The following is a 23440-nucleotide window of genomic DNA, read 5'->3' as shown; positions in this document are numbered from 1 at the left end:
GAACCTCCAGCGGCTCGTCAGCACAGTATTACCCCAGGTCGGCTAGAGCTTGAGCACCAATTCGGCGGCGATGACGACGTCGATGACGCCGCACCACTCGGCGAAAGAACGCGCCACGACCTTGTCGAGCTTCAGATGGACGAAGTCCCAGACGCCGTGCAGGAACCAGCCGGCCGCCACCAGGTACCGGCCGACGTCGGGGTCGAGGACGAGTCCCGCGAGGCCCAGCGCGCCGAAACCGAGCATGCCGACGGCCTCCAGCTGAAACGTCCCGTCGCGCCTCAGCTGCCCGTCGACGGCGCTCCACACCAGCACGACCAGGGCGAACGCCCAGATGGCGATGGCCGGTGACAGCAGGTCGAAGCCGCGCAGCACCACGACGCCGGCCAGGCTGATGATCAGCGTCGGCCAGGTCGCCCGCCGGTTCTCCAGCTTGGCGACGATGACGTACAGCAGCGGCAGGATCGGCAGGATCTCGGCGAACGCCCGCATGCCGTCGACGGTCGCCGAGCCGCCCAGCGTCAGGGCGGACATCGTCAGAGCGAGCGCGGTGGGCCAGCGGGCCGCGATCCGCGCGTACCACGGGGCGGGGGCTGTGGAGGTCATGCCCCCACACTCGTGCCGATCGGCGCATGGCCCCAGATGCGCGGTGTCATCGTCCGGCCGGGTGGATCGCACGGCCGGACGATGACACCGTCGGCGCTGAGTTCCGGGTCCGCCGCCGGTCTGTTCTCGGCAGGACGACCCGATCAGAGGAGGACCCGTGGCCCGCTCCGTGCTCTACATGTCCATGTCGCTCGACGGCTTCATCACCGGTCCCGACGATGGCCCGGGCAACGGCCTCGGGACCGGCGGGGAGCGGCTGCACGCATGGCTGTTCGACGGCGACGGCCCGGCCCGCGGAGGTGGCGGCGTGCCCGTCATCCGCACCGCCGCTGCCAGCCTGCCGGTGGTGGACGAGATGCTGGCCACCGGCGCGGTGGTGGTGGGCCGGCGGACGTTCGAGCACGCCGGCGGCTGGGGCGGCGATCACCACGACGGCGTCCCGATCTTCGTCGTCACCCGCACGGAACCGGGCGCGGACGCCGTCCGGGGTCCGAATGTCCACTACGTCACCGACGGCGTCGAGAGCGCGGTCGCGCAGGCCAAGGCGGCCGCCGGCGACCGCGACGTGATGATGCACGGTGCGACGACGGCGCAGCTCGCGCTGCGGGCCGGCGCCCTGGACGAGCTGGAGATCCATCAGGTGCCGGTGCTGCTCGGTGCCGGCCGGCCGCTGTTCGGTGAGCTGGAGCCGACGACGCTGGACGTCGTGCGGGTGATCGCCGCGCCCGGCGTCACCCACCTGCATTACCGTGTCGACCGATGACGCCTGCTTTCGTTCCCGGTCTCGGCCTCGCCGAGGCGTTCTCCCGCGAAGTGCTCGAACCGCTGACCGGCGTGCCGCACGCGGCCGCTCTGCTCGGTGAGGGTCCGAGGTGCTCGGCTTCGACACCTACCGGGACGAGCTGGTCGCTACTCCTGGGGCTGAGCCCCGGTGATGTTGACCATCCACGTGACGCCGAACTGGTCGACGCACATGCCGAAGGCGTCGCCCCACGGCGCCTTCTCCAGCGGCACGGTGACGGTGCCGCTGCCGGACAGCTTCTCCCAGTAGCCGCGCAGCTCGTCCTCGTCCTCGCCGCTGAGCGAGATCGAGATGTTGCCGCCGGGCATGTACTCCATCTCGTTCGGCGTGTCGGCGGCCATCAGGACCAGGTCGTTCCCGGCCTCCAGCTGGCCGTGCATGATCTTGCCCGCCTCGGCGGGGTCGTCGCTGGCGCCGAAGTCGGCGAACGTGCTGAGCTGGAGCTCGCCGCCGAAGACCGACCGGTAGAACTCCAGCGCCTGCCGGGCGTCGTCGCGGAACCCGATGTAGGGGTTGAGGCGCGTGCTCATGGACCGACCTCCTCGTCGAGGGAACGTCCGGATCCGCGGACGGGACCCGCCACGCGTCCGACACTAGACCCGCCTCGGCGGTTGGGACGGCCGTCGCGGGTGAACATGAGGTTTTGTGCTGCGTCAACACGCTTGCAGGCGTGTTGAGGCTCGGGTAATCCTCGTGATGTGGGCGGCCCAGATCGAACCTCAGTGCAGGACGACCGGCGCCTGGTTGGCGTCGCCCTCGCCCTCGCCTTCGCCCTCCTCGCGCGGGTCCGTGCGCAGCTCCTGCTTCGACCGCGGCAGGAAGAACGCCGGGATGAGGCAGAGCACGACCAGGACAATCGCCACCAGGTAGGTGTCGCCGAACGCATGCGCCAGGGCGGACCGGCCGAGGCCGACGATGTCCGCCGGCAGCTGGTCGATGGTGTGGGTCTGGACCGCCCCGTAGTACGCGGTGGCGGAGTCGTTGTTGAGGATCTGGTTGGTCAGGATGACCGACATGACGGCGGTACCGATGGAGCCGCCGGTCTGCTGGACGATGTTCATGAGCGTCGACCCGCGCGCCACCTCGCCGTGCGTGAGGCTGGCCAGCGCCGCGGTCATGATCGGCATCATCGTCATGCCCATGCCGAGGCCCATGACGAACAGCGAGCTCAGCAGCAGCCAGTACGACGTGTCGGCCTCGAGCTGCGTGAACGTCCCCATGCCGAGGGCGATGAGCACGATGCCGCCGAGGACCAGCTTGCCGGGGCCGGTCTTGTCGGTGAGCCGGCCCGCCATCGGCATGGTGACCATGGCGCCGATGCCCTGGGGCGCGAGCAGGATGCCGGCCATCGTCGTGGTCTCGCCGCGGACCTGAAGGAAGTAGCTCGGGAACAGCAGGCCGGCGCCCATGAACGCCACGATGAACAGCGACATCGTCACGACGGCGATGGTGAGGTGCCGGTTCAGGAACAGCCGCAGGTCGATCAGCGGGTGGTCCTTGCGCAGCGCGTGGATCACGAACGCGAGCACGAGCGCCAGGCCGATGATGGCCGGCGCGAGCACCTCGGTCGCCTGGATGGTGCCGTGCTCCGGGATCGACGAGACGCCGTACAGGAACGCCGCCAGGCCGGGGGAGAGCAGCGCCATGCCGACGAAGTCGAACGTCTCGGACGGCTGCGGCTCGTCCTGCGGCAGCACGCGCCACGCCGCGAAGACCGCGACGATGCCGATCGGCAGGTTGATCAGGAAGATCCACTGCCACGACGCGACGTCGATGAGCCAGCCGCCCAGGATCGGGCCGCCGATCGGGCCGAGCAGCATCGGGATGCCCAGCACGGCCATGACGCGCCCGACGCGGTCCGGGCCGGCGGCGCGGGTCATGATCGTCATGCCCAGTGGCATCAGCATGCCGCCGCCGAGGCCCTGCAGGACGCGGGCGCCGATGAGCGGTCCGATGTCCCAGGCGAAGGCGCACAACACCGAACCGAGCACGAACAGCACGAGCGACGTCAGGTAGAGGCGCTTCGTGCCGAACCGGTCCGCCGCCCAGCCGGTGATCGGGATGACCGCGGCGAGCGCCAGGGTGTAGGCCGTCATGGTCCACGCGACGGTGGCCACGGACGCGTTGAACTCGGACTGGAAGGTCGGCAGTGCGATGCTGACGACCGTGACGTCGAGGATCGACATGATGGCGCCGAGCACCACCACACCGGCGACCATCAGGACGCCGCGATCGAGCTTGTCGTCGGACCCGGTGTCGGGGGGTCCGGCCGGTGCACTCATGAGAGTTGTTCCTCCAGGCGAGACGGTGCGGATGGTTCGACGATCGGAGCGAGCGCGGCGGTGAGCCGGTCCCGATCAGCCGGGTCCAGGGACCGGGCGAAGGCCCGTATGGCGTTGTGCCGGGCCTCGTCGATCTCGGTCATGATCGTCCGGCCGGTGTCGGACAGTGAGACCAGCCGGACGCGGCGGTCGTGCGGGTCCTCACGTCGTTCGACCAGGTTGTGCGCGACCAGGCGGTCGACGTTGCGACCGGCCGTGGCCAGGGTGAGGTCGAGCCGGTCGGCCAGCTCGTTGATGGGCAGGGCCTCCGTGTGCCGGCTGAGCAGGATGAGACAGCGGAACTGCGAGATGGAGAGGTCCAGCTCGATCATGGACCGCAGGTCGGAGTCGGCTTTGGTGCACGACAGCTGACGGAGGAACGCCTCCAGGGCGCGGACGAAGTCGGACTCGGAGGCGGACACCGCAGAATACTAACGTACCTGCAACCATTGCGGGTGTGAGAGCGATCACGAATACGACCCCGCTGGATCGTGACGCGTACGCTTGGGGGGCGGCGGCCGGCCGCGACACGGGGGAGGACTGGCTGTGAAGGCGCAGGAGACCGCGGTGCAGACCGACCGGGTGTTCACGATCCCGAACATCCTGTCGTTCCTGCGGCTGCTCGGCGTGCCGGTGTTCCTCTGGCTGGTGCTGGTCGAGGAGGCCGACACCCTCGCGATCATCCTGCTCGCGGTCTCCGGGTTCACCGACTACCTCGACGGCTACCTGGCCCGCCGGTGGAACCAGATCAGCCGGGTCGGCCAGCTGCTCGACCCGCTCGCCGACCGGCTCTACATCCTCACCACGATCATCGCACTGACGTTGCGCGACATCATCCCGCTCTGGTTCGCGTTGCTGCTGGTCGCGCGCGACGTGTACATGACCGGCATCGTCGCGCTGCTGCGCGCCCGCCGCGGCATCACCGGCCTGCCCGTCCACTTCCTCGGCAAGTCCGCGACGGCCTGCCTGCTCTACGCGTTCCCGCTGCTGCTGTGGGGCGACGGCGACGGCACCATCCCGATGCTGGCCCGCGTCTTCGGCTGGGCGTTCGTCGTCTGGGGCGTGGCGCTGTACTGGTGGGCGGCGGTCCTCTACACCGAACAGACCCGCAAGGTGCTGGCGGCACCTGGAGCCGGCCGGAATTCGTGAGCGCCTGAGGCGGATGTCGGCGCGGAACGCCGTGACGTGCGTGCGAGCATAGGACCGTGGTGACTGGGCAGGCTCCTCGCGTCCGTCCGCTGCGGCGGCCGGACGAGTCGATGTCGCTGCTCAACGATCTGTTCGCCAAGCCGCTCGACCCCGGCTACGAGGACGCGGCTGCGCGCCGCCGGGCCGCCGGCGAGCGGCCGACCTCGGAGCGCACCTGGCGGTCGCCGGCCCTCGCGGTGGGGCTCGTCGCGCTCGGCCTGTTGCTGACCATGGCGGTGTTGCAGGTCCGCAACACCGCTAGTGTTGTCTCTTCGGAGCGGCAGGGACTCATCGAGCAGATCCACAACGAGGACGCGCGGGTCAGCCGGCTCCAGGGCGAGGTCAGCGCCCTGGAGGGGGAGATCGGCGAGCTCGAGAACGACCTCCTGCAGAACTCCGCGGCCGGGCAGCAGACGCGGGAGGAAGTCGAGAGCTTGCAGGCGACAACGGGTGCGATCGCCGTGACGGGGCCAGGGGTGGTGGTCACGGTCGACAACGCCGAAGAGCAGAGCGCCGAGGACGGCACCGACCGCGTCCTCGACCTCGACCTGCGCCAGGTGGTGAACGGACTGTGGGCGGCCGGCGCCGAGGCCGTCGCCATCAACGGCCAGCGCATCACCCCGCTCAGCGCCATCCGCTCCGCGCAGGACGTCATCCAGATCAACTACCGGCCCATGAACGCGCCCTACGAGGTCTCCGCCATCGGTGACCCGCGCTCACTGGCCCGCGACTTCGGCGACGGCAGCGGCGGCCAGTGGCTGCGCACCATCGCCGCCAGCAGCGGCATCCGGTTCGACGTGAGCTCCGACGAGTCGCTCACCCTGCCCGCCGGCAACACGCCACTTGCTTTTGCGACGCCGTGGGAGGGCGCTCCATGATCCCACTCGCCGGGCTCCTGGCCGGCATCCTGGCCGGCCTCTACTTCGACGTGTCAGTGCCGCTGGAGCTGCAGCCGTACCTGCCCATCGCCATCGTCGCCGCGCTCGACGCGGTGTTCGGCGGCATCCGGGCGGTCATCGAGGGCATCTTCAACGACAAGGTGTTCGTCGTGTCGTTCATCGCCAACGTGCTGATCGCCGCGTTCATCGTGTTCCTCGGCGACCAGCTCGGCGTCGGCTCACAGCTGTCGACGGCGGTGATCGTCGTGCTGGGCATCCGCATCTTCACCAACGTCGCGACGATCAGGCGGCACATCTTCCATGCCTGACGCGAACGCCGACCCCGCCGGCGCCGTGCCCGACGACGCGGACGCCGCGCCGCGGCACGCCCACCACCGTCACGACGACGCACCGGAGCCCGCCGAGCTCGCCGGCTCGCCGGAGCCGGGCGACGCCGTCGTCGACGAGCCCCAGGCGCCCTCGCGGGACGAGCCCGCCGCGCGGGAGGAGCCGGCCGAGCCCGAGGAGCCGGCCGAGCCCGAGGAGCCGGCCGAGCCGGAGGAGCCGGCCGAGCCCGAGCCCACCGCACGGGAGGAACCGGCCGCGGGCGAGGAGCCCGCGGCGGCGCCCCAGCCGTTCGTCCCCGGCAGCGGACGGTTCACCCCGGCCGCGCCGTCGGGCACCAGGCGGCTCTGGAACGCCGTCCGGCAGAAGCCCGACGGCGGCCAGGTGCTGGTGGCGGTGCTGGTCGCGCTGCTCGGATTCGGCGCCGTGCTGCAGGTGCGGTCCGACGACGACGACGCGCTCACGAACGCCCGCCGCGACGACCTCGTGCAGATCCTCGACGGGCTGCGCCGTCAGGCCGACCGCCTCGACGACCACGTCGCCGAGCTCGAGGCCGACCGCCGCGACCTCATCAGCGGCGCCGACACCGAGGCGGCCGCCCTCGAACAGGCGCAGGAGCGGGCGCGGAGCGCCGGCGTGCTGGCGGGCACGATCGCGGCCAGCGGGCCCGGCATCATCATGACGATCAGTGATCCGGACCACAAGGTCAACGCCTTCCTCATGCTCCGCGCCGTCAACGAGCTGCGGGTGGCCGGCGCCGAGGCGATCCAGATCCGCGGCGGCGGCAACGACGAGGCCGTCCGCGTGGTCGCGAGCACCTCGTTCGAGAACCCGAGCAGCGACGTGCTCACCGTCGGCGGCAAGGAGCTGGAGCCGCCGTACGAGGTGGTCGCCCTCGGCGATCCCGGCGAGCTGAGCGGCGCCATGACGTTCGCCGACGGCGTCGTCGGCGACATCGAGCAGGACGGCGCCCAGGCCACCGTCGACGAGTACGACGACCTCACCGTCGACGTGTTGCACGATCCGCAGGAGCCTCAGTACGCTCGCCCGGCGCCGGAGGACGGCGACGACGAATGACCCCGCACAGGTGCCCCCGAGGAGGCAGATCTCGTTGTATCCCGACGACCTGAGGTACACCGCGGAGCACGAGTGGGTCCGCAGCCCCGGCGAGGCCGAGGGCAGCGTCCGCGTCGGCATCACGCACTATGCCCAGGACCAGCTCGGCGACATCGTGTACGTCCAGCTGCCGGCCGTCGGTGACGAGGTCACCGCGGGCGGCGTCTGCGGCGAGCTCGAGTCGACCAAGAGCGTCAGCGAGCTGTTCGCGCCGGTCACCGGCACCGTCGTGGCCCGTAACGACGAGCTCGACGCCGCGCCGGAACAGGTCAACGCCGACCCGTACGGTGCCGGCTGGATGATCGAGATCGTCCCGGCCGATCCGGGGGCCGTCGATCAGCTGCTGACGGCCGACGACTACCGTTCCCAGGTAGAGGGGTAAGCCAGCGCCGGCCGCGAGGTCCCAGGCGGCGGCGAGTCCCACAAGGTACAAGGGGGAAGGCCGCAGGTTGACCCTGGCGGCGGCCGGTTCTAGGTTGCCAACATCCGTAAACCCTCAGGCGCTGGTCGAGAGTGAGTGAGACACTCGTAGCGCCGACGAGTCGAAGCCGGGGGGAGACCCTCGGCGGGAGGCCAGCTGATGCCGTTCTGCACCCAGTGCGGGCACCAAAACCCGTCCGACGCGAAGTTCTGCTCCAATTGCGGAACCCCGCTGGTCCGGCCCACGCAGCCGGCCGAGACGGGGGGTGACGCCACGAGCACCATGGCCATGGTGCGCGAGGAGACCGCACAGGTCGAGCGGGACGACTCCAGCGACCTCGCGGCGGCCGACCAGGCCGCCGTCGACGCCCTGCCCGAGGGCAGCGCGCTGCTCGTGGTGCTGCGCGGCCCCAACGCGGGCAGCCGGTTCCTGCTCGACACCGACGTCGTCAGCGCCGGCCGGCACCCCGACTCCGACATCTTCCTCGACGACGTCACCGTCTCGCGGCGGCACGCGGAGTTCCGGCGCATGCCCGGAGGCTTCGTCGTCTCCGACGTCGGCAGCCTCAACGGCACCTACGTCAACCGCGACCGCATCGACGAGGTGGCGCTGAGCAACGGCGACGAGGTCCAGATCGGCAAGTACCGCCTGGTCTACTACTCCAGCCAGCACGGGTTCGGAGGCGGGCCGAGGTGAGTCCCGCCGAGGGGAACTCGGCGCGTGCCTCCGGGCCGGCGCGGCGCGACGCCGCGCCGGCCGGCCAGACGATGAGCATCGGCGAGGTGCTCGCCCAGCTGCGGCCCGACTTCGCCGACGTCAGCATCTCCAAGATCCGATTCCTCGAGACCGAAGGCCTGGTCGAGCCGCAGCGCTCGCCGTCGGGCTACCGCCGGTTCACCCACGACGACGTCGCCCGGCTGCGCTACGTCCTCACGGTGCAGCGCGACCACTATCTGCCGCTGCGGGTGATAAAAGAGCAGCTCGGCCAACTTGATCGAGGTATGGAGCTGGTCACCGAGGGCGGCAGCACCGTCACGCCGTACACCGCGGCCGGGTCGCCCAACGACGAGGTGCTGCTGCCGCGGGCGTCGCTGCTGGAGGCCGCGGCGATCTCCGACGACCTGCTGACCGAGCTGGAGTCCTACGGGCTGGTGACGGCGCGCCGCGGGGGCGCGTACGACGCCGATGCCCTGCTGGTCGCGCGCACGGCCGGCGAGCTGGCCCATTACGGGCTGCAGCCGCGGCACCTGCGCGCCGTCCGGACCGCCGCCGAACGGCAGATCGGGCTGGTCGAGCAGGTGGTGGCGCCGATGTTCCGGCAGCGTGGCGCCGATTCCCGCGGCCGCGCCGAGGAGGCCGCCGCCGACGTCGCCCGGCTCACCGTCCGGCTGCACGCGGCGCTGGTCGACGCGGGAACGCGCCGCCTGTCGCGCTGAGTGTCGCTCCGGGCGACGTCCCGCGGGCTGGTTCTCCCGCTGAGTCCGGCCCGATGCGGGGGTAGTGTTGAAACCGTGCGCGAGCTAGACGTCGTGGGTGTCCGAGTGGAGATGCCCTCCAACCAGCCCATCGTCCTTCTGCGTGAGGTGGGCGGTGACCGATTCCTGCCCATCTGGATCGGTGCCGTGGAGGCCACCGCCATCGCGTTCGCCCAGCAAGGCGTCGTGCCGCCACGGCCCATGACCCACGATCTGTTCAAAGACGTGCTCGACGCCGTCGGCGTCACGCTCGAGCAGGTCCGCATCACCGAGGTGCGCGACAACACCTACTACGCCGAGCTGGTGCTGTCCGGCGGGCTCGAGGTCAGCTCGCGCCCGTCCGACTCCATCGCGCTGGCGCTGCGCACCGGGTCGCCCATCTACGCGTCCGAGCCCCTGCTCGACGAGGCAGGCGTGCTCATGGCCGACCCCGACTCCGAAGAGCAGGAGGACGAGGTCGCCCGGTTCCGCCAGTTCCTCGACGAGGTGACGCCGGAAGACTTCAGCGGCTGAGACTCGTGTGACTGGTGTGACTGATGTGATTTCTGTCTACAGCTGAAGTCGAGCTTGAGACTTGCCGCGTGTTGCATTGACCGCCGTGGGGCCCGGCCCTAACGTCACTGGTGTAACACGACGTCGCAATCGGCACGGACCACGAAGGGGTCGGCGTGAGCGCAGACAGCACATCCGGTACCGGCGCGGCGGGTGACGCCGGGCGTACCGCCGCGGCCGGACGCGCCGCCACCCGCCAGGGCCTGTTGTTCGAGGGCATGGTCGGCCCGGTCCCCGAGGACGTCGGCTACCGCGGTCCCACCGCCTGCAGCGCGGCCGGCATCACGTACCGTCAGCTCGATTACTGGGCCCGTACCGGCCTGGTCGAGCCGAGCATCCGCAGCGCAGCCGGGTCCGGCAGCCAGCGGCTCTACTCGTTCCGCGACATCCTGGTACTCAAGATCGTCAAGCGGCTGCTCGACACCGGCGTCTCGCTGCAGCAGATCCGCCAGGCCGTCCAGCACCTGCGCGACCGCGGCGTCGAGGACCTCGCCGGCATCACGCTGATGAGCGACGGCGCCAGCGTCTACGAGTGCACCTCGGCCGACGAGGTCGTCGACCTCGTCCAGGGCGGCCAGGGCGTCTTCGGTATCGCCGTCGGCCGGGTGTGGCGCGAGATCGAGGCCACCCTCGTCGAGCTGCCGGCCGAGCGGCCCGGCGAACCGCCGGCCGAGCACCCCGGCGACCAGCTCGCCGCCCGCCGCCGCGCCCGCGCCGCGGGGGAGTAGCTCTCACGGACGCCCGCCCACGCCGGAACCGGCAGGGGCGGGCGTTTCCGCGTCTCCGGGAGTGATCACGACGGCCCGTCGTGGGTAGCGTCCTGACATGACGAAGCTGACCACCAATGCGTCCGGCGAGTTCGTCCGCGCCGGCAACCGCTTCGACGACCGCATCACCGCCGATGGCTCGTCCGGCTGGCCGGTCGAGCCCGGCCGCTACCGCCTCGTCGTCAGCCTGGCCTGCCCGTGGGCCAGCCGGGCCGTCCTGGTCCGGCGGCTGCTCGGCCTGCAGGACGTCATCTCGCTCGCCATCGCCGACCCGATCCAGGACGAGCGCAGCTGGCGGTTCACGCTCGACCCGGACGGCCGCGACCCCGTCCTCGGCATCCGCTACCTCGCCGAGGCCTACGCCGCCGCCGACCCGTCCTACGACGGCGGAGTCTCGGTGCCGGCGATCGTCGACGTGCCGTCCGGGCGGCTCGTCACCAACGACTACCCGCGGATCACGCTGGACTTCAGCACCGAGTGGCGGCCGTTCCACCGCCCGGGCGCGCCGGACCTCTACCCGGAGGAGTGGCGCGACGAGATCGACGAGATCAACGAGCTGGTCTTCACCGACGTCAACAACGGCGTCTACCGGGCCGGGTTCGCCTCGTCGCAGCAGGCGTACGAGCAGGCCTACGACGCGCTGTTCGCCCGGCTGGACTGGCTGTCCGAGCGGCTGGCCACCCGCCGCTACCTGGTCGGCGACCACCTCACCGAGGCCGACGTCCGGCTGTTCACGACGCTGGTCCGGTTCGACGCCGTCTACCACGGCCACTTCAAGTGCAACCGGCACAAGCTGACCGAGCTGCCGGTGCTGTGGGCCTACGCGCGCGACCTCCACCAGACGCCGGGGTTCGCCGGCACGGTGAACTTCGACCACATCAAACGGCACTACTACCAGGTGCTGGACCAGCTGAATGCGTCGCGCATCGTCCCCGCCGGCCCGGATCTGTCGGGCTGGCACGACGCGCACCACCGCGAGGAGCTCGGCGGCACCCCGTTCGGCCCGGACGGCACCCCGCCGCCTGACGTCTCCGAGCTCGGCCTCGGCTGACGGCCCTGCCGTCAGGTCAGGTCGGCGAACCGTTCGGTGTCTGCGATCTTGCCGCTGACGATCAGCGTGTCGCCGTCGTGGACGACGGTGTCGGCGGTGGCGTACGTGAACCCCTCGCCGGGCCGCTTGACCGCGACGACCGTGACCCCGTACGTCTGCCGGATGCCGGAGTCGCCCAGCCGGCGCCCGACGGCGTCGTGCGGCGGCGCCGTCTTGACCATGGCGAAGCCGTCGTCGAACTCGATGTAGTCGAGCATCCGTCCGCGGACCAGGTGCGCGACGCGCAGCCCCATGTCGTGTTCCGGCCGGACCACGTGGTGCACGCCCAGCTGGGTGAGGATGCGGGCGTGGGCCTGGCTGATGGCCTTGGCCCAGATGTTCGGGACGCCGAGGTCGAGGAGGACGGACGCGGTGAGGATGCTGGCCTCGATGTCGCTGCCGATGCAGACGACGGCCCGCTCGGCCTCGTGCACCGACAGCTGGCGCATCGCGTCCTCGTCGGTGGAGTCGGCGACGACGGCGTGCGTGAGCCGGCCGGCCACCTTCTGGACCCGCTCGGCGTCGTGGTCGATGCCGAGCACCTCGATGCGCGGGTCCTGCATCAGCTCCACCGCCAGCGATGTGCCGAACCGGCCGAGGCCGACGACCACGACGACGAGGTTCGAGCCGCGTCCGGACCGGCCGGGTTGCCTAGCCAATGATCGGCCTCGCTTCCGGGAGATCGTAACGGCGCCCCCGCTGCCGCAGCGCGAGTGCGCTGGCGAACGTGATGGGCCCCAGTCGTCCGATGAACATCAGCACCATGATGGCAGCCTGCGCCCCGGCGGGCAGGTCCGCGGTGATGCCCGTTGACAGTCCGACGGTCGCGAACGCGGACACGACCTCGAACAGCACCTGGTCCAGCGCCATGTCGGTGGCCTCGAGGATGAACACGGTCGGGATCACGACGGCGGCCACGGCCAGCAGTGCGACGCTCAGCGCCTGGCGCTGGGCACGCGGCCCGACCTTGCGGTCGAAGACGTGCACGGACTCCTCGCCGCGCACCTCGGCCAGGATGACGAAGAGCAGCAGCGCGAACGTCGTGACCTTGATCCCGCCCGCTGTGCCGGCGCTGCCGCCGCCGATGAACATCAGCACGTCGCTGCCGAGCCAGGTGCCCTCGGTCATGGCGCCGACGTCGAGGCTGTTGAAGCCGGCCGTGCGGGTGTTGACGGCGTGGAAGAACGAGGCGAGCAGCCGGCCGGGCCCGTCCAGCGGGCCGAACGTCGCCGAATTGCCCCACTCGCTGATGGCGACGAAGGCCGTCCCGCTCACCAGCAGGACGCCCGTCGCCCAGACGGTGATCTTGGTGTGCAGGCTCCACCGCCACGGCCGGCGCAGGTGACGGCGCAGCTCCAGCAGGACGGGGAATCCGAGGCCGCCGATGATGATCGCCAAGCAGATGGGCAGGTTGACCCAGGGGTCGGTGACGAACCGCATGAGGCTGTCGCTGTGGAGCGAGAACCCGGCGTTGTTGAACGCCGACACCGCGTGGAAGACGCCGAGGTAGACGGCCCGGCCGAGCGGCTCGTCATATGCCGTCGCCAGCCGCACGGTCAGGATCGCGGCCACCGTCAGCTCCACGGTGACGCTCACCTTCGCCACGCCCACCAGCACGCTGCGCACGTCGCCGAGACCGAACGTCTTCGTCTCCGCCGCCGCGGTCAGCCGGGAGCGCAGGCCCATCCGGCGCGACACCAGCACCACCAGCAGTGACGCCAGCGTCATGATCCCGAAGCCGCCGACCTGGATGAGCCCCAGGATCACCACCTCGCCGAACGTCGACCAGTAGTCCGGTGTGTCGACCACCACCAGTCCGGTGACGCACACCGCCGACGTCGCCGTGAACGCGGCCTCGAGCAGCGAGGCGGAGCCGGAACCCTCGCGCGCCGCCGGGAGCATGAGCAGCGCCGTGCCGACGGCGACCGCCGCCGCGAACGCCACCACGACGACCTGCGCCGGATGCCGCAGGAACGGCGCTCGCCGGCCGGGAACGCCACGGTCACCACGCAGGCGGAGCCCTCCCACGAGACGCCACGCTACACGGACCGGCCCGGCGGTCGGCGGCGCTTCGCGGTGCGTGTCGACCATGGCCAGCCCGGTCACGCGTCGTGCGGACACGTCACTCGCCTGAGGGCCGTATGCCGTGCGTTCGTGCCGCCGTAGCGGCCGTAAGGCGGGTGAGGTGTCGTCCGGGCGGGTGCCGGTGGTGCCGGGTGGCACGCGTCGCCATCAGGGGCTGGTCTGCCGGTGCGGCATGTTGACATCAGCGCCAACTGTTGACGTTGGTGTCAACACGCCCGGATCATCATCGGCCGGTCCGCCCGGCACGAGCGCACACCACCGATGTGGTGCGTCGACCCCGAGGCCGGCGCCCAGCGGCCCGGCCGGCCGCGGGCCGCCCAGCTGGCGCGTCTGCGTCGCAGGCCGGGCAGGGGCGAGCTATGCTGACGGCGAGCTGTGGACTCTGACCGGGAGAGTTCTCGCACCACCCGGGGTGCGAGGCGCCGAAGGGGCAACATCCCCGTCAACCTCTCAGGCAGAAAGGACCGGTCAGGCGAGGCCACTCTGAAGCCGTCGTGACGAGCGACGACGACAGAGGGGGAGCTGACTCGCCATATCCGTCCGAGGAGCTCCGTCGATGTCCCAGCAGTTCCAGCCACTGTCCTCCGTGGCCAGTGAGGCACCCTTCGTCGCCCGGCACGTCGGTCCGCGCGACGAGGAGATCGCGAAGATGCTCGACGCCGTCGGGTACGAGTCGCTCGATGCGCTCGTCGAAGCGGCCGTGCCCGATGCCATCCGCAACCTCGGCGCGCTCGATCTGCCGCCGGCCAGCACCGAGACCGAGGCGCTGGACGAGCTGCGGGCGCTGTCGCGGCGCAACCAGCGGCACACCCAGATGATCGGCCTCGGCTACTACGACACCGTGACGCCGCCGGTGGTCGTCCGCCGGGTGCTGGAGAGCCCGGCCTGGTACACCGCGTACACGCCGTACCAGCCGGAGATCTCGCAGGGCCGGCTCGAGGCGCTGCTGAACTTCCAGACCATGGTGTCCGACCTCGCCGGGCTGCCGACGGCCAACGCCAGCCTGCTGGACGAGGCGACCGCGGCGGCCGAGGCGATGACGCTGATGCGCCGGTCCATCCGCGGCACTACCGCTGACACCGTCGTCGTCGACGCCGACTGCCTGCCGCAGACCATCGCCGTCATCCAGACCCGGGCCGAGCCGCTGGGCATCGATGTCGTCGTGGCCGACCTCGACGAAGGGCTGCCCGGCGGCGGACTGCCCGACGGCGAGCTGTTCGGTCTCGTCGTCCAGTACCCGGGCGCGTCCGGGCGGATCCGCGACCTCGCGCCGGTCGTCGAGGCCGCGCATGAGCGGGGCGCGCTGGTCACCGTCGCCGCCGATCTGCTCGCCCTGACGCTGCTCAGGCCGCCCGGCGAGATCGGCGCGGACGTCGTCGTCGGGTCGTCGCAGCGGTTCGGGGTCCCGCTCGGGTACGGCGGGCCGCACGCCGGCTACATGGCCGTCCGGGCCGGGCTGGAGCGCGGGCTGCCCGGCCGGCTGGTCGGCGTCTCGAAGGACGGTACCGGCGCCCAGGCGTACCGGCTCGCGCTGCAGACCCGCGAGCAGCACATTCGCCGCGAGAAGGCGACGTCGAACATCTGTACCGCGCAGGTGCTGCTGGCCGTCGTCGCGTCGATGTACGCCGTCTGGCACGGGCCCGAGGGGCTGCGCGAGATCGCCTCGCGGGTGCACGGCCACGCGACGGCGCTCGCGGCGGCGCTGCGGGCCGGCGGCGTCGAGGTCGTCCACGACGCGTTCTTCGACACCGTCCTGGCCCGGGTGCCCGGCCGCGCGTCCGCCGTCGTCGCCGACGCCGCCGAGCTGGGCGTCAACCTCGGGCCGGCCGGCAGCGACGACGTGCGCATCGCCTGCGACGAGGTCACCACCGACGCCGACATCGAGAAGGTCCTGCGGGCATTCGGCCTGACGATGCGGCCCGGCGGCGGCGCCGTCGCCATCCCCGAGGGCCTGCGCCGGCACAGCCCGTACCTCACCCACCCGGTCTTCAACACGCACCGCTCCGAGACGTCGATGCTGCGCTACCTGCGCAAGCTCGCCGACAAGGACTACGCGCTCGACCGCGGCATGATCCCGCTCGGCTCGTGCACGATGAAGCTCAACGCGGCCACCGAGATGGAGCCGATCACCTGGCCCGGGTTCGCCGGCATCCACCCGTTCGCGCCGGTCGAGCAGGCCGACGGCTACCTCGCGCTGATCCGCCAGCTGGAGGGCTGGCTGGCCACGGTCACCGGGTACGACGCGGTGTCGATCCAGCCGAACGCCGGGTCGCAGGGCGAGCTGGCCGGGCTGCTGGCGATCCGGGCGTTCCACCGGTCCAACGGGGACCAGCAGCGCGACGTCTGCCTCATCCCGTCCAGCGCCCACGGCACCAACGCGGCGTCGGCGGTCATGGCCGGCATGCGGGTCGTGGTGGTCGCGGCGGCCGACGACGGCACCGTCGACCTCGACGACCTGCGGGCGAAGATCGACGATCACGACGGCCGCCTCGCCGCGATCATGGTCACCTACCCGTCGACGCACGGCGTGTACGAGGAGGGCATCACCGAGATCGCTCGGCTGGTGCACGCGGCCGGCGGCCAGGTGTATGTCGACGGCGCCAACCTCAACGCGCTGGTGGGTCTCGCCAAGCCGGGTGAGTTCGGCGCCGACGTCAGCCACCTCAACCTGCACAAGACGTTCTGCATCCCGCACGGCGGCGGCGGTCCCGGCGTCGGCCCGATCGGCGTGCGGGCGCACCTGACGCCGTTCCTGCCGAACCACCCGCTACTGCCGGAGGCAGGCCCGGCGACCGGCGTCGGGCCGATCGCGGCGGCGCCGTTCGGGTCGGCGTCGATCCTGCCGATCCCGTGGGCGTACATCCGGATGATGGGCCCGGCCGGGCTGAAGCTGGCCACCCAGACCGCGGTGCTGAACGCCAACTACGTCGCCGTGCGGCTGCGCGACCACTTCCCGGTGCTCTACACCGGCCGCGGCGGGCTGGTGGCGCACGAGTGCATCGTCGACCTGCGGCCACTGACCAAGGCGACCGGCGTCACCGTCGACGACGTCGCCAAGCGGCTGATCGACTACGGCTTCCACGCGCCGACCATGTCGTTCCCCGTCGCCGGCACGCTGATGATCGAGCCGACCGAGTCCGAGGACAAGACCGAGCTGGACCGGTTCTGCGACGCGATGATCGCGATCCGCGCCGAGGCCGACCGCGTCGCCGCCGGGGACTGGCCGGCCGACGACAACCCGCTGGTCAACGCGCCGCATACGGCCAGATCGCTGGTCGCGGACTGGTCGCACCCGTACGACCGCGAGACCGCGGTGTACCCGTCGGCGGCCAGCCGCGAGGACAAGTACTGGCCGCCGGTGGGCCGCATCGACAGCGCGTACGGCGACCGGCACCTGGTCTGCTCGTGCCCGTCGCCGGAGGCGTTCCAGGACTGATGCCGGGGGAGACCCCTACGGAAGTCCAGGGGTGACGTCCGACCGAGGTCGCATGTGCGCGGTGCATGCGCCACGTAGGGTCGGAGGTGACCACTCGGCGAACGGAGACACGGGGGACCATGAACGACGCGATCATCGAGGCAGCCCGTGACGTCATGGGGTCGCCCTGGGTCTACGTGGTGCTGTTCGCCATCTCCGCCATCGATGCCTTCTTCCCGGCGGTGCCCAGCGAGTCGCTGGTCATCACGGCCGGCGTGTTCGCCGCGGCCGACGGCGTGCCGAACCTGCTGTTCGTCATCCTGGCCGCCGCGGCCGGCGCGTTCGTCGGCGACCACATCTCGTACTTCATCGGCCGCACCGCGGGCACCAGGGTGAGACACCGCATCGAGGGCGGCAAGAGGTCCGGCGCGACGTTCGCCTGGGCCGGACGGATGCTCGACGAGCGCGGCGGCCTGATCATCGTCGTCGCGCGGTACATTCCCGGCGGGCGGACCGCGGTCACGCTCACGGCCGGGACGGTCGAGTACCCGCTGCGGAAGTTCTCCCTCTTCGACGCCATCGCGGCGCTGTCGTGGGGCGCCTACTCCGGCATGATCGGCTACGTCGGCGGGCACGCGTTCGAGGACAACCCGCTGCTCGGCCTCGGCGTCGGGCTCGGCATCGCGCTGTCCATCACCGGGTTGGTCGAGCTGATCCGCCACCGCCTCGGCGTCCGCAACCGGCGCCGTGCCGAGCAGGCCGGGACCACCGAGTCCGCGTCCGGCGCGGAGGGGTCACCGGACGAGAAGCCGCAGGAGCTGGTCTGACCGCGACGGCCGCCGGGTGCTGGCGGTGCTGCGCTACCTCGGCTCCTGACGGCGCACCCGGTGCCGGGCCCGCTCGCGGTCGCGCCGGTTCGACCGGATGCGCAGCACCACGAACGCCACGACCGCGACGATCACCGCCGCGATGACCGCGTACTGCAGGATGCCGACGTACTGCTCGACGGCGTCCCAGTTCTGCCCCAGCTGGTAGCCGAGCAGGATGAACACGGTGTTCCAGATGGCGCTGCCGAGCGCCGTGAACAGCAGGAAGACCGGCAGCGACATCCGCTCGACGCCGGCCGGGATGGAGATGAAGCTGCGGAAGATCGGGATCATCCGGCCGAAGAAGATGGTCTTGACGCCGTGCTTGCCGAACCACGCCTCCGCCTTGTCGACGTCGGCCATCTTGACCAGCGGCAGCCTCGCGAGGATGCCCCGCGTGCGGTCGCGCCCCACCGCCGCTCCCACGGCGTACCAGATGAGCGCGCCGACCACCGAGCCCACCGTCGTCCAGATGATCGCCGCCGCCAGGTGCATGTCGCCGCGGCTGGCGGTGAACCCCGCCAGCGGCAGGATCACCTCGCTGGGCAGCGGCGGGAACAGGTTCTCAGCGGCGATGGCGATGCCGGCGCCGATCGCGCCCATGGTGTCCATGAGGTCGACGGCCCAGCCGGCCAGGCCGGTCAGCTCGGTTTCCGGGGAGAGGCGGATGTTCACGCCTCGACCGTACGGGATACGGGCGGGCCGGCGCGATGAAGGTCACCGCCGTGATCGCCCTGTGGTTCTCCACAGGGTGGGCGGTCTGAGACGGAAAGCGCATTCGGCGCGCCTCACCGGGTCTGCGGCGCTGCGCCGGTAGCGTCGCACCTGCCGGGTTCTGACGGATTCGTCCTGAGTGAAGCGGGGTGGTGCCGGTGTCCAGAGAACTCCGTGCTGCCCTGATTCTCTGCCTGATGGTCGGCGTCATCATCGGCGCCGCCCGCAGCGAGCCGCCCGGCAGCAGGTCGGCCGCCGCCGAGACCACCCAGCAGGCGCCGCCCAAGACCCCCGACCGGCTGCTCTCGCTGGTGCCGGCGGCCGAGAACGGGACTGCGCCGGTCGCGGAAGTGGACGACGCCGGCACCCGCCGCCTGAACGGCCGCGACGGCCGCACCGTCGCCCTCACCTTCGACGACGGCCCGCATCCGGAGCAGACCCCGCAGGTCCTGCGGATCCTCCGCGAGTACGACCTCACCGCCACGTTCTGCGTCGTCGGGGAGATGGCGCGGCTGTACCCGAGGCTGGTCCGCGAGATCGCCGACGAGGGCCACCGGCTCTGCGACCACACCATCACCCACGACACCTCGCTGCCCGACCGCGACCCGGACGTGATCGAGCAGGAGATCGGCGGCACGCTGGACGCCATCGAGGACGCCGTCTCCGGTGTCGACGTGCCGTTCTTCCGGGCGCCCGGCGGCAACTTCGCGGCGAACGTCAACGAGATCGCCGCCGGGCTCGACCAAGTGCCGCTCGGCTGGAGCGTCGACCCCGGCGACTGGCGCAAACCCGGCGCCCGCGCCATCCACGACTACGTCGCCGAGCAGGTCCACCCGGGCGCGATCGTCCTTCTCCACGACGGCGGCGGCGACCGCGCCGGCACCATCGAGGCACTGCCGGCCATCATCGAGACGCTGCTCGACGCCGGCTACGAGTTCGTCGTTCCCCGCGCCTGATGCGTTGGTCAGCGCCACGGTGATGCTCGGCGGCGATGTGGCACGCTTACGCCCATGACGCGGCGAGACGACTCGTTCGGCGAGCGGCTGGCTCCTCCCGCATCGGACCGTGTGAGGCCCACATGACGACGAACGAGAGCCGGTTCGAGCGCTGGCGGCGCACGGCCGAGGCGGCGGCCGCGGCAGCCGGTGAGACGCGGGCGCGGGTGATCCGCGACCTGGCCGCCGCGCTCGCCGTCCTGGTCCGGCGGGCGAGGATCCCGCTGCTCGTCGTCGGGCTGCTACCGCTGACGCCCGCGCTGGTGCTGGCGCTCGAAGGCCTCGCGGTGGGTGGTGACGGCGGCCTGTTCTTCCTGGCTCTGGCGCTGGCCGGCGCGGCGCCCGGCCTGTGGGTGCTCTGGCGGCGGCGTCGGCTGATGCGCGCCGTCGACTCCGTCGACGAGCTGGCGGGCGAGCTCGCGGAGGCGTACGACGTCGCCGGCGCGTGGGCACGGGCGGGCGACGCGCTGCACCAGGTGCGATCGGCCGGGCCGGGATTGCGCGGTGCGGGCCGGGCTGCCCGCGGCGTCTGGGCCGGCGTCCAGCTCACCCGCGACCTGTTCGACAGGTTCTCCGACCTGCCGCGCGTGGCACCGTTCCTTCCAGTGTCGCTGCAGTTCACCGGCTATCTGTGCCTGGTGTCGGTGGTCGCCACCGTCGTGCTGGTCGCGCTCGCGGTCGCCGGATTCGGCGTCGTGCTGGTGGCATAACTCTTCTGCTGTTGTGCGTGGGTTCGTCACCTCACGTTGGGGTGACGCCGACAGGGTGAAGTCTCGCAACTCCGTGCTCCCTGACGACCGGAGGAATCATGGCGAGACGCACGTGGCTTCTCGGTGCCGGCATCACGGCGACGGTGACCGGCCTGGTCGCGTCGGGCTTCGGCCTGGCCGGGGCCGAGACCGCAGCCGAGACCGAGACCGCCACCGGTGTCGTCTACGACGACGCCAACCGCAACGGCAAGCGCGACGGCGGCGAGGCCGGCGTGCCGGACGTGTCAGTGTCGAACGGCCGGGACGTCGTGCGCACCGACGCCCGAGGCCGGTACAGCCTGGTGGTCGACGACCAGACCGTCATCTTCATCAGCAAGCCGGCAGGCTGGATGGTGCCGGTCGACGACGTCCAGCTGCCGCAGTTCTACTACAAGCACTACCCGGACGGCAGCCCTTACGAGCTGCGCTACGGCGGCGTCGAGCCGACCGGCCCGCTGCCGGCGTCGGTCGACTTCCCGATGTACCGCGACGACTCCGTCGACGAGACGTTCTCCGCGCTGGCCTTCGCCGACCCGCAGACCCGCAACCCTGGCGAGGTCGCGGACATGGCCGTCGACGTCATCGCGGCGCTGGTCGGCACCACCGACGCCAGGTTCGGCCTCACGGTCGGCGACGTCGTCAACGACCCGCTGGACCTGTTCCCCGTCCACAACGAGGCGGTCGCGCAGATCGGCATCCCGTGGTGGAACACGCCCGGCAACCATGACCAGGATTACGACGCGCCCACCGACGCGAATGCCACCGACACCTACAAGGAGACGTTCGGGCCGACGGACTACTCCTTCGACTACGGCCAGGTGCACTTCGTGCTCATGGACAACGTCATGCACCAGGGCCCGGACCACGGCTACATCGGCTACCTGAACGACGAGCAGCTGCAGTGGCTGCGCAACGACCTGCGCTACGTGCCCGACGACAAGCTGATCGTCATCGGGACGCACATCCCGCTGGCCACCGACGCGACCACGTCGCCGGCCACCAACACCGGCAACATCAGGGAGCTGCTGGCCATCCTCCAGGACCGCGAGCACGTATACACGATCTCCGGGCACGACACCAGCAACAGCTGGCAGATGTACCTCGGCCCCGAGGACGGTTGGTTCGGCGCCGAGCACTTCCACCACCAGGTGCTGGCAGAGGTGCGCGGCGGCGGCTGGACCACCGGCCCGACGGACGAGCGCGGCGTCCAGGCCGCCGATATGGCGGACGGCAACCCGAACGGCCACTACGAGCTGTTCTTCGACGGCAACGAGTACTCGGCCCGGTTCAAGCCGGCCAGCCTGCCGCAGGACTACCGGATCCGGCTCACGTTCGACGGCGGCTGGGGCGACGAGGTACGCATCCCGGGCGGCCCGAGCGGGTCGGCCGGCTTCGCGCCCGGGGCGGTGCAGTTCCATGCCCGCGACTGGACGGGCACCGGCGTGCCGCGCCCGACGGTGACGGCGAACGTGTTCGACGGCGGCGAGCGGCACACCGTCGAGGTCAGCGTCGACGGCGGCCCGTTCCGCCCGATGACGCACCTCGCGCCGCAGAACGACCCGTACATCTCCGTGCTCCGGTCGGCGCTCACCGGCAGCGAGCGCCCGGCCGCCCCCGAGCCGTCGTCGCACCTGTGGTCGTTCGAGCTGCCCCGCGACCTGCGCTACGGCGAGCACGCCGTCGTCGTGCGCAGCACCGATCCGTACGGCCGGGTCTCGACCACCGACGAGACCTTCACCGTGATCGGTGGGCGCCCGTAACCCGGGCGACCAGACCGGTATAGCGGGTGGTTCGGTGGTGCCCTGGCGCCACCGAACCACCCGCCATCATGCGGTCGTCGGACGGCCGCGCCGTCCGGCTCGCACCGCGAAGTCGTCCAGAGCGGCCAAGATCTCCGGGGCCTGCCAGTACCGGCCTCGGCGTTTGCCGGAGAACTCCGTGATCACGCCGGCCGCTTCGAGCTGGCGGATGGCTCCGTGAGCGTTCGCCGACGTGGTCCCGAGCTCGGACTGAGCGATGGCCGCGTCGATGACGGGCTGCCGCAAGAGCAGATCAGCCAGTCGCCACGCGGCCGAGTCGCGACGCGCCCTGATCCGCTCCGTCCACCGTTGCCGGGCGGCTTCGAGGTCCGCGACCAGCTGACGTCCGTTGACGACGGCGATGAGCGCCGCCTGGGCCATCGCGGTGACGATGGGTGCCGGGTCGCCGCGCCGGAAGCTGGTCAACGCCGCGAAGTAGCCATCCGTGTCGGTGAGTAGTCCAGCAGACACAGGCACCGTGATGTTCCTCGTGAGGTCTTTGGCCCGGAGCATGGCGTGGATCAGCGCACGACCCGTGCGGCCGTTGCCGTCGGTGAACGGGTGAATGGTCTCGAACTGCGCGTGGGCGAGTGCGGCGTGAACCAGTACGGGAACGTCGTCGCGGCGGACGAACCTCATGAGGTCGTCGATCGCTGTGCGGACGTGTGCGTGATGCGGTGGCACGAAGGCCGCCTCGTGCGGTCCGACATTCGTGCCACCGACCCATACCTGCTGGTCGCGCCACTGACCAGGAGAGTGGTCCGGGTCATGAGCCATGAGTATCGCGTGCATCGCGAGGACGGCGTCGGCGCTCAGCCGGTCGGCCAGGTCGATCGCCGCCTCCATCGCGCGGACGTTCGCCACGATGCGCGCCGCGTTGGACCGGTTGCCCTCGTCGAGTTCGGCGAGGGCGATGGCCCGGGCGCCGGACGTGAGATTCTCGATCTGCGACGACGATGCCGACTCCGAGCGAAGCAGCAGCGCGCCGAACGGAGCGACCTTGGCACCGAGTTCGGCGTCATAGCGGGCGATCTCCACGGACGCCTCGTCGGCCAGCGCCAGCACGGCCGACGGCAGTGTGACGTCTGCCGTCGCGATCGGCGGGACGACCGCGGCACGGTATTGGCCGCTGTGGCGCTCTCGGAGTCGCCGCGACACGAGATCGGGTGGCAACGAGGAACGCCAGGGGTGTTCCTCCCAGCCGATCGCCGGCCACACCGTATCCGATGCCACGAGGAGAGCTTAGCATCAGATCA

24 protein-coding genes, 1 pseudogene and 1 riboswitch are annotated in these 23440 nt (G+C 71.1%); of the genes and pseudogenes, 17 read left to right on the top strand and 8 right to left on the bottom strand.

All coding sequences use genetic code 11. The features are described 5' to 3' along the window. Window positions 1–42: 42 nt before the first annotated feature. Window positions 43–606: a hypothetical protein gene (locus E1262_RS05635; protein WP_132102113.1), complete on the bottom strand. Its 564-nt coding sequence runs from the start codon at window positions 604–606 to the stop codon at window positions 43–45. A gap of 157 nt (window positions 607–763) precedes the next feature. Between E1262_RS05635 and E1262_RS05630 the strand changes: the two genes are divergently transcribed. Then, window positions 764–1369, top strand: coding sequence for a dihydrofolate reductase family protein (locus E1262_RS05630; RefSeq protein ID WP_132102111.1), 606 nt, complete (start codon window positions 764–766; stop codon window positions 1367–1369). A 146-nt stretch (window positions 1370–1515) separates the two neighbouring features. On the opposite strand, the gene E1262_RS05625 is transcribed toward E1262_RS05630, so the two are convergent. The 3 genes from E1262_RS05625 to E1262_RS05615 all read right to left on the bottom strand — a co-directional run bounded on the left by E1262_RS05625 (window position 1516) and on the right by E1262_RS05615 (window position 4151). Next, window positions 1516–1938 (bottom strand): VOC family protein, encoded by a 423-nt coding sequence (locus E1262_RS05625; RefSeq protein ID WP_132102106.1) that lies wholly within the window; start codon window positions 1936–1938, stop codon window positions 1516–1518. Between the two features lie 189 nt (window positions 1939–2127). Continuing rightward, on the bottom strand, window positions 2128–3690 hold the full coding sequence (locus tag E1262_RS05620; protein ID WP_132102104.1) for a DHA2 family efflux MFS transporter permease subunit: 1563 nt from the start codon (window positions 3688–3690) through the stop codon (window positions 2128–2130). Next, the gene (locus E1262_RS05615) at window positions 3687–4151 is read right to left on the bottom strand and encodes a MarR family winged helix-turn-helix transcriptional regulator (protein WP_132102103.1); all 465 of its coding nucleotides are present in this window, start codon (window positions 4149–4151) and stop codon (window positions 3687–3689) included. Before E1262_RS05615 ends, E1262_RS05620 begins: the two co-directional genes overlap by 4 nt. A gap of 124 nt (window positions 4152–4275) precedes the next feature. Here E1262_RS05615 and clsA point away from each other — a divergent pair, with 124 nt between their 5' ends. The 11 genes and pseudogenes from clsA (at window position 4276) to E1262_RS05565 (ending at window position 11522) form a co-directional block, all read left to right on the top strand. Next, window positions 4276–4878, top strand: a complete 603-nt coding sequence (clsA, locus tag E1262_RS05610) for a cardiolipin synthase ClsA (RefSeq protein ID WP_203453580.1) — start codon at window positions 4276–4278, stop codon at window positions 4876–4878. 56 nt (window positions 4879–4934) lie between these two features. Then, window positions 4935–5795 carry a DUF881 domain-containing protein gene (locus E1262_RS05605; protein ID WP_132102100.1) on the top strand — a complete coding sequence of 287 codons (861 nt, stop codon included), beginning with the start codon at window positions 4935–4937 and terminating at the stop codon, window positions 5793–5795. After that, complete coding sequence (locus E1262_RS05600) at window positions 5792–6124, top strand: small basic family protein (RefSeq protein ID WP_132102098.1); 333 nt, start codon at window positions 5792–5794, stop codon at window positions 6122–6124. Before E1262_RS05605 ends, E1262_RS05600 begins: the two co-directional genes overlap by 4 nt. After that, on the top strand, window positions 6117–7217 hold the full coding sequence (locus E1262_RS05595) for a DUF881 domain-containing protein (RefSeq protein ID WP_132102096.1): 1101 nt from the start codon (window positions 6117–6119) through the stop codon (window positions 7215–7217). The genes E1262_RS05600 and E1262_RS05595 overlap by 8 nt, the downstream gene beginning before the upstream one ends. Before the next feature lie 34 nt (window positions 7218–7251). Continuing rightward, window positions 7252–7638 carry a glycine cleavage system protein GcvH gene (gcvH, locus tag E1262_RS05590; RefSeq protein WP_132102094.1) on the top strand — a complete coding sequence of 129 codons (387 nt, stop codon included), beginning with the start codon at window positions 7252–7254 and terminating at the stop codon, window positions 7636–7638. Between the two features lie 198 nt (window positions 7639–7836). Then, window positions 7837–7884: pseudogene (locus E1262_RS31980) on the top strand (hypothetical protein); the annotation flags it as partial. A gap of 75 nt (window positions 7885–7959) precedes the next feature. Beyond that, complete coding sequence (locus E1262_RS31260) at window positions 7960–8373, top strand: FHA domain-containing protein (protein WP_269813964.1); 414 nt, start codon at window positions 7960–7962, stop codon at window positions 8371–8373. A gap of 71 nt (window positions 8374–8444) precedes the next feature. Further along, window positions 8445–9113 (top strand): transcriptional regulator FtsR, encoded by a 669-nt coding sequence (ftsR, locus tag E1262_RS05580; RefSeq protein WP_132102259.1) that lies wholly within the window; start codon window positions 8445–8447, stop codon window positions 9111–9113. A gap of 75 nt (window positions 9114–9188) precedes the next feature. After that, window positions 9189–9665 carry a bifunctional nuclease family protein gene (locus E1262_RS05575; RefSeq protein ID WP_119658575.1) on the top strand — a complete coding sequence of 159 codons (477 nt, stop codon included), beginning with the start codon at window positions 9189–9191 and terminating at the stop codon, window positions 9663–9665. 155 nt (window positions 9666–9820) lie between these two features. After that, complete coding sequence (locus E1262_RS05570; RefSeq protein ID WP_407659268.1) at window positions 9821–10432, top strand: MerR family transcriptional regulator; 612 nt, start codon at window positions 9821–9823, stop codon at window positions 10430–10432. A gap of 97 nt (window positions 10433–10529) precedes the next feature. Further along, window positions 10530–11522, top strand: a complete 993-nt coding sequence (locus E1262_RS05565) for a glutathione S-transferase family protein (RefSeq protein WP_132102090.1) — start codon at window positions 10530–10532, stop codon at window positions 11520–11522. Between the two features lie 11 nt (window positions 11523–11533). On the opposite strand, the gene E1262_RS05560 is transcribed toward E1262_RS05565, so the two are convergent. Next, on the bottom strand, window positions 11534–12220 hold the full coding sequence (locus E1262_RS05560) for a potassium channel family protein (RefSeq protein WP_238992842.1): 687 nt from the start codon (window positions 12218–12220) through the stop codon (window positions 11534–11536). Next, a complete protein-coding gene (locus tag E1262_RS05555) occupies window positions 12213–13652 on the bottom strand; it encodes a TrkH family potassium uptake protein (RefSeq protein ID WP_132102258.1) in 1440 nt (479 codons plus the stop codon). The genes E1262_RS05560 and E1262_RS05555 overlap by 8 nt, the downstream gene beginning before the upstream one ends. Window positions 13653–14023: 371 nt before the next feature. After that, window positions 14024–14123, top strand: a riboswitch (glycine riboswitch). Window positions 14124–14202: 79 nt separating this feature from the next. Here E1262_RS05555 and gcvP point away from each other — a divergent pair. Together gcvP and E1262_RS05545 are read left to right on the top strand one after the other, a co-directional pair. Beyond that, entirely contained in the window at window positions 14203–17082 is a 2880-nt protein-coding gene (gcvP, locus tag E1262_RS05550; protein ID WP_132102088.1) for an aminomethyl-transferring glycine dehydrogenase, read from the top strand. A gap of 119 nt (window positions 17083–17201) precedes the next feature. Next, the gene (locus tag E1262_RS05545; protein ID WP_132102086.1) at window positions 17202–17888 is read left to right on the top strand and encodes a DedA family protein; all 687 of its coding nucleotides are present in this window, start codon (window positions 17202–17204) and stop codon (window positions 17886–17888) included. 33 nt (window positions 17889–17921) lie between these two features. On the opposite strand, the gene E1262_RS05540 is transcribed toward E1262_RS05545, so the two are convergent. Beyond that, window positions 17922–18539 (bottom strand): DedA family protein, encoded by a 618-nt coding sequence (locus E1262_RS05540; RefSeq protein ID WP_132102256.1) that lies wholly within the window; start codon window positions 18537–18539, stop codon window positions 17922–17924. Window positions 18540–18799: 260 nt separating this feature from the next. Between E1262_RS05540 and E1262_RS05535 the strand changes: the two genes are divergently transcribed. The 3 genes from E1262_RS05535 (at window position 18800) to E1262_RS05525 (ending at window position 22145) form a co-directional block, all read left to right on the top strand. After that, entirely contained in the window at window positions 18800–19597 is a 798-nt protein-coding gene (locus E1262_RS05535) for a polysaccharide deacetylase family protein (RefSeq protein ID WP_132102084.1), read from the top strand. Between the two features lie 122 nt (window positions 19598–19719). Then, entirely contained in the window at window positions 19720–20346 is a 627-nt protein-coding gene (locus E1262_RS05530) for a hypothetical protein (RefSeq protein ID WP_132102082.1), read from the top strand. 98 nt (window positions 20347–20444) lie between these two features. Then, window positions 20445–22145, top strand: coding sequence for a calcineurin-like phosphoesterase C-terminal domain-containing protein (locus E1262_RS05525; RefSeq protein WP_132102080.1), 1701 nt, complete (start codon window positions 20445–20447; stop codon window positions 22143–22145). Between the two features lie 66 nt (window positions 22146–22211). Here the strand turns inward: E1262_RS05525 and E1262_RS31620 are convergent, their stop codons facing one another. Next, entirely contained in the window at window positions 22212–23417 is a 1206-nt protein-coding gene (locus E1262_RS31620; RefSeq protein ID WP_132102078.1) for a Fic family protein, read from the bottom strand. Between the last annotated feature and the right edge of the window lie 23 nt (window positions 23418–23440).

The organism is Jiangella aurantiaca, from assembly GCF_004349105.1.
Taxonomy (GTDB): domain Bacteria; phylum Actinomycetota; class Actinomycetes; order Jiangellales; family Jiangellaceae; genus Jiangella; species Jiangella aurantiaca.
This window is presented reverse-complemented; position numbering and strand designations above follow the sequence as displayed.